General features: G+C 29.8%; 10 protein-coding genes. 8 read left to right on the plus strand and 2 right to left on the minus strand.

Going from position 1 to position 13,393, the window contains the following annotated elements; translation table 11 throughout:
* Positions 1-200: 200 nt before the first annotated feature.
* Positions 201-1,472 (minus strand): branched-chain amino acid transport system II carrier protein, encoded by a 1,272-nt coding sequence (gene brnQ / locus ACY1IQ_RS20500; RefSeq protein WP_461615733.1) that lies wholly within the window; start codon positions 1,470-1,472, stop codon positions 201-203.
* 775 nt (positions 1,473-2,247) lie between these two features.
* Between brnQ and murD the strand changes: the two genes are divergently transcribed.
* The 5 genes from murD to ACY1IQ_RS20525 all read left to right on the plus strand — a co-directional run bounded on the left by murD (position 2,248) and on the right by ACY1IQ_RS20525 (position 10,474).
* A complete protein-coding gene (murD, locus tag ACY1IQ_RS20505; protein ID WP_461615734.1) occupies positions 2,248-3,585 on the plus strand; it encodes a UDP-N-acetylmuramoyl-L-alanine--D-glutamate ligase in 1,338 nt (445 codons plus the stop codon).
* Between the two features lie 175 nt (positions 3,586-3,760).
* Positions 3,761-3,925 carry a hypothetical protein gene (locus ACY1IQ_RS20510; protein ID WP_461615735.1) on the plus strand — a complete coding sequence of 55 codons (165 nt, stop codon included), beginning with the start codon at positions 3,761-3,763 and terminating at the stop codon, positions 3,923-3,925.
* A 76-nt stretch (positions 3,926-4,001) separates the two neighbouring features.
* Positions 4,002-4,322, plus strand: a complete 321-nt coding sequence (locus ACY1IQ_RS20515) for a rhodanese-like domain-containing protein (protein ID WP_461615736.1) — start codon at positions 4,002-4,004, stop codon at positions 4,320-4,322.
* Positions 4,323-4,952: 630 nt separating this feature from the next.
* Positions 4,953-9,848: a S8 family serine peptidase gene (locus tag ACY1IQ_RS20520; RefSeq protein WP_461615737.1), complete on the plus strand. Its 4,896-nt coding sequence runs from the start codon at positions 4,953-4,955 to the stop codon at positions 9,846-9,848.
* A gap of 464 nt (positions 9,849-10,312) precedes the next feature.
* On the plus strand, positions 10,313-10,474 hold the full coding sequence (locus ACY1IQ_RS20525) for a hypothetical protein (RefSeq protein WP_461615738.1): 162 nt from the start codon (positions 10,313-10,315) through the stop codon (positions 10,472-10,474).
* A 320-nt stretch (positions 10,475-10,794) separates the two neighbouring features.
* Here the strand turns inward: ACY1IQ_RS20525 and ACY1IQ_RS20530 are convergent, their stop codons facing one another.
* Positions 10,795-12,213 (minus strand): spore germination protein, encoded by a 1,419-nt coding sequence (locus ACY1IQ_RS20530; RefSeq protein WP_461615739.1) that lies wholly within the window; start codon positions 12,211-12,213, stop codon positions 10,795-10,797.
* A gap of 295 nt (positions 12,214-12,508) precedes the next feature.
* Here ACY1IQ_RS20530 and ACY1IQ_RS20535 point away from each other — a divergent pair, with 295 nt between their 5' ends.
* From ACY1IQ_RS20535 to ACY1IQ_RS20545, 3 genes are all read left to right on the plus strand, one after another.
* A complete protein-coding gene (locus ACY1IQ_RS20535) occupies positions 12,509-12,634 on the plus strand; it encodes a hypothetical protein (protein ID WP_461615740.1) in 126 nt (41 codons plus the stop codon).
* Between the two features lie 82 nt (positions 12,635-12,716).
* On the plus strand, positions 12,717-12,947 hold the full coding sequence (locus ACY1IQ_RS20540) for an IS110 family transposase (RefSeq protein ID WP_461615742.1): 231 nt from the start codon (positions 12,717-12,719) through the stop codon (positions 12,945-12,947).
* Positions 12,887-13,270 carry a hypothetical protein gene (locus ACY1IQ_RS20545; RefSeq protein WP_461615741.1) on the plus strand — a complete coding sequence of 128 codons (384 nt, stop codon included), beginning with the start codon at positions 12,887-12,889 and terminating at the stop codon, positions 13,268-13,270. The genes ACY1IQ_RS20540 and ACY1IQ_RS20545 overlap by 61 nt, the downstream gene beginning before the upstream one ends.
* Positions 13,271-13,393 lie beyond the last annotated feature (123 nt).

Here is a 13,393-nt window from a genome sequence, read left to right on the forward strand (position 1 = left end):
ATAGTATAGTAGATTACGAGGGGGATGATGTGGGAAAATCTAAGAGTAATCTTCGTAGCATATCACTTTAGTCATGTGAGTTTCATAAAATAACAACTTTTGGGGTAAATAAATACTTGTTATTTATAAAAAATTAATATAATAGAAATAAAAAAATGTTACTCTTTACTAATTTTTAGTTAAGAGCAACATTCTTATTTTTAGTATAAATCGCTTATTTTTTGCTTTGATGTAGGAAATACAATATATCCTATTAATATAGAAATTACAGTTGGAACAAGCCAAGGAAAGCCTGATTTACCAAGAGGTATAAAATCTAGATTAATAAAAGGTATTATTCCAAGTATACCAAATACTAATGAAGTGTAAACACCAATTCTTACTGCTTTTATATTTTTTATGAATTTATCAGCTAGTGTAGTAAATATTAAAGTTATTGTTACTGGATATAGTATACTTAAAATAGGACCAGATATCTTAACAATGTTATCAACTCCAAGAGACCCAATTACAATACTTATTATAGAAATTACAATTGCATTTATTTTATAAGGAAGTTTTCCATTTGATATTTTTTCGAAGAATGAAGAACCGGAAGCTAATAATCCAATGGAAGTTGTTAAACAAGCAAGTCCAATAGCAATACCTATAGCAGTAGAACCAAGATTACCTAATATAGATTTCGATATTAATAATAATAAGCTTGTCTTAGATAAATTAGAAATTTCAAATCCACTTGTTTGAGCACCTAAAAACATTAAACCACCATAAATGAATGCTAGGCCAATTATAGCAACACCGCCTGATTTAAGTGTCATAGGAAGAATTTCTTTTTCTGAATAGTTTTTTGATCTAAGTTCATTTGTAATGATTGAAGCAAATAATAATCCAGCTAATGCATCCATAGTTTGATAACCTTCTATAAAAGAAAGTGGTAATACAGAGGTTACATCAGTAGCAATAATATCTCCGATAGGGAAAATTATTCCTTTTATAATTAGAAATGTTAATACAACTATTAGCGTGGGAGTGAGATATTTACCTATAGTATCAATTATAGAAGAACTTTTTAGTACAAATATTAAATTTATTCCAAAATATATTATCATTGAAACAAAAGGAGTAATACTAGGGATTAAAGGGTTTATGGTTAATTCATGAGTGGTTGCAGCGGTTCTTGGAATTGCAAGCATAGGACCTATTGCTATAAATAATATTGTGGCAAAAATTAAAGCAAATTTTGGCCCTATTTTAGATGCCATTGATTCAAAGGTACCATCACCTTTTGTTGTGGAGATTATAGCAAGAAGTGGTAGGCCAACCCCAGTACATACAAATCCAATAACTCCTAAAATATATTGGTCGCCTACCATATTACCTAAAAATGGTGGGAATATTAAATTACCAGCACCAAAAAACATGGCAAATAAAGCAAAACCTACTATAATTACATCTTTCGTATTTTTCTTCACAATGGTTTCCTCCTTAAATTTATTTTAAATATTATAATATTAATTGCTATTTTTATCAAGCAATTATCATTTTTGGATGTTAACATAATATTAACATATTGTTAATATATAATCATATATGTCTAGTAGTGCAAGTAAAAGTGTAAGGGAATCAATATTGTATATATTGCAAAAATAGGTAATAGTGAAGTTATATTCTTATTAAATTAGAAGGTAATATTCGCTGATTATATGTTTGATGATAAGATGGGGAGGAACTTGTACGTATACATATTTTTTGAGAGCTGACTAAATACCATAACAATTAATACTAACCTCTTACATATGAAAATTTTTACAGAAGGTTTTATATTATGTAAGTGAAATGAAAATACCTGCTAGAGAAGGGAACTTTGTTTTTAAAAAATTAAAAAAATTCATAAATGAGATAATTTTTTATTAATTTAAAGTAACATATATTATACCTGTTATGGTAAATTGTATAGGATTCCACAATGGAAATTTAACTTATATAAGATTTTAACTTTTCTATGAATGCAAATTAAGAATTAAAGATACGAATTATGGTTAAAACTCCACTGCTAAAGCCTTTGGAGTTTTTTAAAATAAATTTTATTTTAAGAAATTCACCTTTAGTAAATTTTTTTTGTAAATGTTGAAATTACTGATTTAGTTGATGTCGTAGTAGTAAAAATACTGTATCATAAGCAAAATGAAATATATGCTATAATTATTAATATATGGGATATAAGAGGTAGGAAAAGGAGCTAATAAAATGAGTGATAATAGGAAAGTCTTTGTTCTAGGTATGGCTAGAAGTGGCTATGAGGCAGCAAAGTTACTGGCTAGTAAAGGCTATGAAGTTACTGTTAATGATGCTAAAACTGATCAAAATATAGAGGAAGTAAATGAGTTACAATCGCTGGGTGTTAAAATTGTGCTAGGAAGTCATCCTGAGGATTTGTTTGATAGTACCTTTGAGATGATAGTTAAGAATCCAGGTATATCAAATGCACATAAATATATAGAAAAAGCACATAAATTTAATGTGCCTGTTATCAATGAAATAGAATTAGCTTATCGCTATTTCCCAACAGGTATCACAATTATTGGTGTTACAGGAACTAACGGTAAAACAACTACAACAATATTGATTTATGAATTCTTAAAAAAGGCATCAAAGAGAGTGTTTTTAATGGGTAATATAGGATATCCAGCATGTTCTTTTGTGTTTAAATTAAAGGATAAAGACATTGCTGTAATGGAAGTGTCAGATCACCAGCTGTGCAATGTACTAGATTTTAAAACAAATATATCAGTTTTAACTAATTTATCAGAAGCCCACCTTGATTTTCATGGTTCATATGAGGCTTATAAAAACATGAAAAAAAGGATTTTCAATCATCACACTAAAAGTGATATAGCAATTCTTAATTTAGATGATAAAGAAGTAATTTCCTTAACAAATAATATAAACTCTACTAAAAAATATTTTTCATCTAGTTCTGTAAATAAATTAGGTTGTTCAATAATTGATGGACATATTTACTATAATAGCGATAAAATAATAGATTTGGATGAAGTAAAAATCAAAGGAAGGCATAATTACGAAAACGTTATGGCAGCTATTACGGTTGTTAAAGAATTAGGCGTAGATAATAGTGATATTGTTAGTATTTTAAAAACTTTTAGTGGTGTAGAGCATCGAATGGAATATGTTAAAACCATAAATAATATAGATTTTTATAATGATTCTAAAGCCACTAATGTAATGTCAACTCAAATGGCTTTAGCGTCATTTGTAAAACCAACAATATTATTATTGGGTGGTTTAGATAGAGGACATAGCTTTGCTGAACTGAAGGATTATTTAATAAATGTAAAATTAATTGTAGCCTATGGTGAAGCTAAGACGAGGATAAATGATTTCGCTATGGACTGTGGAATTCCTTGTAAAGTTGTTAATACCTTAGAAGATGCTACAGAGATAGCCTATAGTTCATCAGACGAAGGCTATGTTGTTATTTTGAGTCCTGCATGTGCTGCTTGGGATCAATTTAAGGATTTTGAGGTTCGGGGAAATATGTTTAAAGAGTATGTAAATAAATTATAGAATCATAAAATTTTATTTGTATTAAGTTTATGTTTATATGGAATCATATTCATATATAGATAAATAATTTTAATTTATTTGAAGTAAATAAAAGATTTAATATAGGTAAGTTAAAAAGTTAGAGTATTATTTTATTAAGAGTTATAATATAAAATATAGAAATGGAGGCAAGTGTATGACATCATTTTTAGTTATATCTCTAATAATAATTATTTTAACAAGTTTTTCGCTATATAGGATAAAAAATGATACTTCAAAGGTTGTTAGCCTAGTATTATCCTTTGTTGGAATTCTAGATTTTATTATCATGATGATTCTAATACTTATTTTCAAAAAATAATTATATTGTAAAAATAAATAGTTAAGAAAACAATTACATATAATAACCTATTATAAACTAAGTGAGGTAATGAAATATGAGCAACATAAAGTATATTAATAATAAACAAGCAGAAAAACTAATAGAAGAAAATGATGAACTATTAATTTTAGATGTTAGAAGTGCTAATGAATTTAAGGAAAGTAGAATTTCTAATGCCATAAATATTTCTGTAGACGAATTAGAGGGAGAAATCTATGAATTAGAAGGTTATAAAGATAGGCCAATTCTGGTTTATTGTAATGCTGGATCGAAAAGTAGTGTAGCTTGCAGTTTAATGGAAGAAGAAGGATTCAGCAAGCTTTATAATTTAAGAGGTGGAATATTAGATTATGAAGGACCAACAGTAAGTAAATAAAATATAAATTTATTATACCCTTTTAGTAGATACAAAATTAAAAAACGTATCTGCTAAAAGGGTATATTTTGTTTAAGACTATTAGGTTTTATATACGTATTCAATATAAAATTTTAAATATACTATGGAAAATAAATTTTCTATAAAATTAGCTTAACCCTTAGAAATTAAGGATTAATAGTTAAGAATGAAGAATTAGGATGAAATTCACTAAGTGTAAATTTCTTAAAATAAAGTTTATTCTAAAAATTTCAAAGGCTTTGACGCCGGAGTTTTAACAATAATTATTCATCCTTCATTCTTAACTTTTAATTTTTGAAGAAAAATAATTTCTCAAGAAAAACTTTGTTATGGGAATTAAAATCATGCACAAGTTAAATTTCTATTAAGAAATTCTATATTAATCTACTTTAATACGCATTAATTTAATATAAATGTTATATTTGTAACAAATTTTTAATTTATCTAACTAATTTTAAATATTTGTAAATTTTTATTGGATATTCTTAACTATTTGTAAATTTTAACTTAAAATGGAATAATATTTATTTTATAGTTGAAATAAACTTATCTATAAAATAAAATTAAAGTATTATATTTACATTTATTCTATTTTTGAGGAGGGGTTTTATGGTTAGTAAAAAAATTAGAACGTTAAGTATTGTTACATCAGCTATGGTTATTTTTTCATCTGCAAGCGGGGTTAAAGCTTATGCAAGGGTTGAACCCAATATAAACAATGAGAAGAATATCTCAATAAATGAAAAGACTTTAAATGAAAAAGATAATATAAATAGCATAATAAAAGATATGAAGTTTGAAAGGGTAGATTTAAAAGAGCAAGATCAAGAAGAGGTAGTAAGAGTTATAGTTGAAGTAGAAGGAAAATCTGCAGTAGATATGTCTGCTAATGGAGGAAAAATAAATCTTCAAGATGTCAGTAGAATAAAAAATGATATTAAAAGTATACAAGCAAAAGCTAGTAACTTACAAGGTGCTAAAATAAGACATAGTTATGGAACGCTAATAAACGGATTTAGTATGGATTTAAAGAGAAAAGAGATGAATTCATTAAAGAAAATATCTGGCGTAGTTAGTGTTAAAGAAGCTAATGTTTATTATTTGGATATGGCTAATGCTAAAGATCTTACTCAAGTTTATACTGAATGGAGTAATTATGGGTATAAAGGAGAAGGAACAGTAGTTTCTATAATAGATTCAGGTGTAGATTATACTCATAAAGATATGAGAGCACCTCAAGATTCATCAAAGAATAAATTGAATGAATCAAAAGTTAGAGAATTAGTGAAATCAGGTGCATTAGAAGCAGGACAAAGTTGGTTAGATAAAACTGCTGTAAAAGGGTATTATACTGATAAAGTCCCATTTGGATTTAATTATTCAGACGATAATGAACAAATTATAGATATCCAATACGATGCTTCAATGCATGGTATGCATGTTGCTGGAATTGTAGCAGCTAATGCCAGTGATGAAGATGTGAAAAAGATGGAAGGTATACAAGGAGTAGCTCCAGAAGCACAACTGTTAGGAATGAAGGTGTTTTCTAATGGCCCACGTCCAAGTGCCTATACAGATGATGTTGTAGCAGCAATAGAAGATTCAGTATTACTAGGAGCCGATGTTATAAACATGAGTCTAGGATCTGCAGCAGGTTTTGTAGATGTTAATGATGCAGAACAAAAGGCTATAAAAAAAGCTTCAGAGGCAGGAGTTGTAGTTGTAGTTTCTGCTGGAAACTCTTCTTATCAAACAGCACCATATAATGATCCTAATATAAAAGATATTAGTACAGCAGGAGCACCAGCATTAGCTAAAGATGCATTTATGGTAGCAAACTACAATAACTCACTTATGACTCTTCCATCTGTAGGTTTATGCGATAAAGATGGAAATCCTATAAAAGGTACAGATGGACAAGCAGTAAGATTCCCATATGCAGAACACACAATTAAAATGGATAATGGCTTTATGCTAAAAGATATAGTAAATTGCAATCTTGGTGAAAGTAATGATTTTACTGGGATAGATGTTGGGGGAAAAGTTGCTCTTATAAAAAGAGGAAATATATCCTTTGCTGAAAAGATAGTCAATGCTCAAAAAGCAGAAGCTAAGGCTGTAATAATGTATAACAATGAGAGTGGAGAAGACAGCTTGATTAATATGGCTGAAGATCCAGCAATTAAAATACCTGCTATATTCGTAGGAAATACTCTAGGTAAGACTGTAGCAACAAGCATAGCTAATGACAATCCGTATATAATAAAAGTAGGAACAGGAGCTATGTTTTTACCTAATGAGGGAGCGAATGATTTTGCGCTAAGTACTTCTTGGGGATGTGCACCGGATTTATCATTTAAGCCACAAATATCAGCACCAGGTGGAAGTATATATTCAACTCTTAATAATAATGCTTATGGGAATATGACAGGAACATCTATGTCAGCACCACATATATCTGGAGCAATGTCAATTATAAAAGAAGCATTAAAGAAAGATTTACCAAATATTAATGGTAAAGATAGCGTAGAATTTGCAAAGATATCTGTTATGAATACAGCAAAACCACAGTATGAAACTCCACAGGAAGGAATGGAGGCTAGACCTTTCTCTCCAAGAAGACAAGGAGCAGGTATGCTTCAATTAGATGAGGCTGTAAGAAATAGAATTAATGTAACTCATAACGGAGAGGCATCTGTAGCATTAAAGGAGATTAAGTCAGATAAAGTATCCTTTGAGTTAGACATTAAAAATTATGGAAATAAAGATGCAACTTATACATTAGGAGTTGAAGGCGGAGTATTAACAAATAATGTTCAAAATAATGTTGCACAAATAACTCCGTATGATGATGTATTGCCTCAAGATAAAGCTAACTTAAGCTTTAGTGATAAGGAAATTACTATAAAAGCAAATAGTTCAAGCAAAGTTACAGTTACACTATCATTAAAAGATGTAAATTCAGAGAGCTTTATTGAAGGCTTTGTAAAATTCACTTCTAAAGACGAAAAAGAAAATCCAAACTTATATGTGCCTTTTATGGGATTCTATGGAGATTGGTCTAAAGAAAGAGTAATAAGTGATTGGAGATGGGAGAAGCCAACAAGTTTTCCAGGTATACTTAATTTAAGTTCAGGTATAGCATCTCAGGTTCAAGGAAGTTATGTATATTTAGGAGAAGAGGATAATGGAAATTTAATTGATGCAGTAATTTCACCTAATGGAGATGGCAATTTCGACACTGTTGTTCCAGTATTATATAAGCTAAGAAATATAAAGACTGCAAGGACAGAATTAATTGATAAAGATGGAAAAATCTTAGGTGAAGTTGGTTATCAAGATAATATGAGGAAACAAGTATATAGTAGTCCTGATGGAAGAGGAAAGGGTGTTTATCTATATCCAGATCTAGCTTGGGATGGAACTTATTATGATGTTTCTAAAGGAAGTAAGGTTGTACCTAAAGATGGAGAGTATTTTTTAAGATACAATTTCTATGTGGATTTACCAAATTCTAAACCACAAAAATATGATATTCCTGTAATAGTTGACACAGAAATTCCAGAGGTTAAAGTATTATCTAGCAAGGCAACTGATAAGAAAGAATACAAACTGGAGTGGGAAGTTAAAGATTATTCCGGTGTTTCATCATATGATGTGACTCTTAACAAAAAGAAAATACCAAATAAAGATATAGTTTTTGATGGAAATAAATATAGTGTTAATTTAAATTTAGTTGAAAATGAAGCTAATGATATTTCTATAATAACTGTAGATAAAGGACTTAATGTTGCAATAACTCCATTTACTGTTAAGCATGGTGTTGTGGAAAATTCTATAGTAACCTTTGATAATATAGACCCAAAAGCAGTGGAGTGGAATGAAACTGTTTTTGACAGTAATGGATTATATGAGATTAAGGGAAGGGTAAGTAAACCACTAAATAAGTTACAAATAAATGGAGAAGATGTAACTGTAAAAGAAGATTTGACTTTTAAGTATACAATAAATAAAGCTAAACTAAGAGAAGGTACTAACAACTTAAGAGTTTATGCAGAAAATCTTGATGGAACTATAGCTTCAGTGAAAATAACATCAACTGAACAAGCTTTGGCAGATTATGCTATTAAAATTTTCTTAGATACAGAAGATCCAGTTATGAATTTAACATCTCCTACAGTAAGTGAAAATGGAGAAATACTAATTGGTAAAGATAAAAATTATGTAGATTTACAGGGATGGGTTGGAGATAGTGGATTCGGATATACTTTCTATATAAATAATAAAGTTATTAAAAAAGTAACAGTAGAAGGAGAATATGGAGTAGACAAATCCAGATATGACTTTAATGAAAGAATAGAAGTTAAAGAAGGGGATAAAATACAGCTTAAAGTTGAAGATATGATGGGACATGTAGTTACAAAAACTTTAACTGTTAAGACAAGCCAAGGCCCTGATTTAACTGTAACAGGCATAGAAAGTGGAAAAGCATATAGATCAGTTAGACCAAAGGCTACAGTTGATAGAAAAGTAAAAGTTAAAGCAACTTTAAATGAAAAACCATATACTATGGGTACTCTAATTTACAAAGAGGGAGATTATGAACTTAAGGTTACAGCTACTGCACCTGATGGAACTTATACAGAAGAAGTTATTAAATTTAAGATAGATAGAACTGCTCCGGTGGTAAATATAAAAAATATTGAAAATAACAAGGTGTACAATATAGACATAGTTCCAATTATAGAAACAGAAGAGGGTGCTACAATAACAGCTACACTAAATAGAAAGCCTTATGAACTAGGAACTCCTATTGGAGACACTGATGGAAATTATGAGTTAAAAGTTACTGCTACTGACGAAGCAGGTAATACAAGCAGTACTACTGTGAAATTTAAAATAAAGAAAGCAGGAACAGAACCTAGGGTTTATGGTATAGATAAGGATAAAAAATATTATAATTCAAATGTTTTTCCTAGAATAATAGTAGGTTCAGGAGTAGATTTAGAACTTACATTAGACGGAAACCCATATAAGAGTGGAACAACTATATCAGAAGAAGGAGAACACACATTAAGAATAAAGACCACAGATGGGTTAGGAAATGTCTTTACTGATGAATATAATTTCATTATAGATAAAACTCCTCCTACAATAACAGTTTCAGAGGTAGAAGATAAGGGAGTATATAACAAAGATGTAATTCCTAAGATAACTACTTCTGAAGAATGTAAAATAACTTTAACTTTAAATCTCAGAAACTATGAAATGGGAACACCTATAACTGACAATGGAAATTACAGATTAAAAGTAGTTGCAGTAGATAATGCAGGTAATAAAGAAACTATAACTATAAGATTTTCCATAGATAAAAGCAAAAACAATAAAGAAGATAATGAAAAGAATCTTATAGAAGAAAATGTAGAAGATAAAATAGAAGAGAAAGAAGAGAAAGTAGAAGAGAATGTAAAAGATAAAACAGATTCAATGGAAATCACAGAATAAGATTATTTATAAATATTACTGGATAGCTGCTATCCAGTAATATTTTTATGTAGCACAATATGGGCATAATCTTGTTGGTGAAAGTCTGATATGGGAGTTGATAGTGCCAACCCATTAGTCTACGACAAGGGTGTCCGCCGTGAGGTGAAATCTGAAGGAAGCATGTGGAAAAACTCTGGTCCGCCGAACAGAAACTATATATGAGGCATATGCTTGTGGGTGAGTTTGCATGACAAAATGAAGCCCTAAATTATCCGAAACAGGCGGTGTAAATGTAACAGATATATGGAGCAAAAGATTACGTTCTTACTCGGGGAGGTCTGATAGATACGTTATGGATATGAATTTAGAAATAACAACTTATGTAGTGATATATGGCTGAACTATAAGAAGTCAGCAGAGGTTATAGTATTACGCTAAACACGTTAGCATGGGAAGGAGTGAACATTAGGAGGTTTTCAATTTTGAGTAACTCAAATAAATTACAAAGAAAGCAGACAGCTCAATATAGAGGTCACCTTATGGAAGTAGAAGTGGAACTTCAAGGTAAACAAGGGGCGCAGAGCAATAATTTGGTGTTAGCAAAGAGAGAAAGAGAAAACAATATAGTAGATGATGAAGATTAAGGACTTGTATTTGGAAACAGTGGAAAAATGTAAGAACCAAAGACCGAAGTTTAATAAAACTTGGTCTACCTATCTATAAATCATGGGAATACGCAAATACACAAAAAAGCTACTGGAGGATATCCAATAGCTCAATTCTTCAACAACTCTAAACAATAAATATTTTGAAAATCTTGGTTATAAAAGCATATCTAAAAGATATTAACTAATACATAATTCTTAATGAACCGCCGTATACCGAGTGGTACGTACGGTGGTATGAGAGGTCTCTGAATAAATTAATTATTTAGCTCTTACTCGATTGATGAAAAAATTTCTGCTTATTTTTTATTTCTAATTTCAGGTATTGGTCTTCTTAAAAACATATTCAAAAATGATTTTTTGTCAAAAGGTATTAGTGGCCATAAGTATGATTGGTCTCCAAAAGCTTTTGTTGTGCAAATTATTACTAAAATAATTATTAATCCTGCAAAAAATCCTATTGTTTTAAATAAGCCTGTTAATATTATTAAAAATAATCTAAATATACGAATTGCCATACCAAACTCAATGCTTGGTGATGCAAATGTACCTATACTAGCAATAGCCATATATAGTATTGATTCGGGAATAAACCAGCCAACATTTACAGCTAATTCACTCAATATTAAGCCTCCTATAATACCAAGAGATGTTGATAATGTATCAGGAGTATGAATGGATGCAGTCCTTAAAAAATCTAAACCAAACTCTAAGAGAACAAATTGAATGAAAATAGGTATATTTCCCACATCCTTAGGTCCTATAAATGCAAGCCAAGAGGGCAAAAACTCCTGATTATAGACTAATAGTAGCCACAATGGTGAAATTATAAATGCTAAAAACATAGCAAAAAATCTTATCCATCTTAAATATGTACCTACTAAAGGATTTTGATAGTAGTCCTCTGCATGTTGTGTAAAATGAAATAGTGTTACTGGTAACAGCATTACACTTGGAGAAGTATCTACTATTATTGCAATATGTCCCTCAAGAAGGTGGGCAGCTACGACGTCAGGTCTTTCGGTGAATCTTACCTGAGGAAGTGGATTATACCATTTCTTTTTAATTAAAAGTTCTTCCAGGCTTTTTTCAGCCATTACAAGTGCATTTATATCTATTTCATCTAGTTTTCTTTTAAGTTCATCTAATAGTTTATGGTCAACCATATTATCAATATAACCAACGGCTACATCAGTTTTTGATTGACTTCCTATTCTCTTTAGTTCAAATATTAACTGAGGATCTCTAATTCTTCTTCGTATTAATGTTGTATTAAAAATAATAGTTTCTACAAGACCATCTCTGGATCCCCTTGTGACTTTTTCCAAATCAGGCTCTTGAGGACTTCTTACAGGATATTCTCTTACATCTAGTAAAATTCCTTCATTTTGGCCATCTAAAAATAAAGCAGCACCACCAGAGAGTACTGAAGTTTTCATTGGTTCCAAGGTATTAAAGGTATCTACTTCTATGTATGCAATTTCAGTTTGAATAAGTTTAGTTATTACGTCAACAGAAATGTCTCCTTTTTTCAAACTTTGAAGTCTTTCTAATATGAAAAGTAGAAGTTGATCTTTTGCAAAGCCATCAATAAAAACTAAATAAGCATTTACATCTCCCACCGTAATATTTCTACCTATTATATCAAAGCTTTTGTCTACCGCTAGTTGTTGTTTTACTAATTGAATATTTTCATTTAAATTTAAAGATAAACCCATTGACTCAGCCTCCTTATATAATAAATTTAGGTTGATAAAGGTAACCTATAACCTTTTATTAGCTGTATATTTATACAGATGATTTCTGTATAATGATTTTATTAGATAGAGTGATGTCGAATCCTCCTTGAGGTTTAGACCTCGTTATCGAAAGACTGACACCTCTGTCTGATAAATAGTTTATGAATAAGTTGGATGTCAGCTCAACTGAGTACCTCGAATATACAATAAGGCAATAACGTTTATTAGTACATTGGAATTTATCTAAAAAATATTTTTATTATAGGTGATATTTATGTTTTATTTAGGCATTGATATTGGTAAAAACACTCATGTTGATTCTCTTATGGATGAAAAAGCTAAAGTTATATTTAAAGCACATTCTTTCTCTAATATTTCTGAAAGTGCTCAGACTCTTTAAAAAAATTGTATCATATTCATCTGAACTTGAAATTGGATTGGAAGCTACTGATCATTATTGGCTGTTTCTTTAGTCCTTTCTCATAGAGAATAAGTTCGTTGTACATGTGATCAATCCAATACAAACTGATGGCTGGAGAAAAGGGACTGAGATTCGAAAACATAAAACAGATATCATTGATTCTGTTTTAATAGCTGATTTCATCCGTTATGATGATTTTCTTGAAACATCTCTTGGGGATGAAGATACTCTATGTCCTTGCGTAACTTATCACGCTTTAGGAATTATCTTGTTGCCTTTATTTCTGACTTAAAGAGAGAAACCATATGTGTACTTGATCAAATCTTCCCTGAATATCATTCTGCATTTTCTGATGTTTTTGCTAAAACTTCTAAAGAACTATTATTACAATTAAACTCACCTAATGGCTTTGAAGATATATCTTCTAAACAATTAGAAAATATATTATCCAAGGTTATTTTTAAAGGATTTGCTGCTAAAAAACTTGATACTGTTTCTGTTTTAGCAAAGACTTCATTTGGCATTACATTTTGCGTAAATAGTTTTACTTTTCAATGCTATACTATCTACGCAATATTAAAAAACCGCTGTGCATACGAAATACAATCTCATTAACTTAAATTTACATATAATTACTTGAAAAAATCTTGCCTTTGCAAGTCTTTTTGTGATGCATAAAAATTTAACCATTATATAAAAATCTTTTTTATTTATCTATTGACTTTTAATAGTTGGTCT

The organism is Clostridium sp. Marseille-QA1073 (assembly GCF_054863625.1).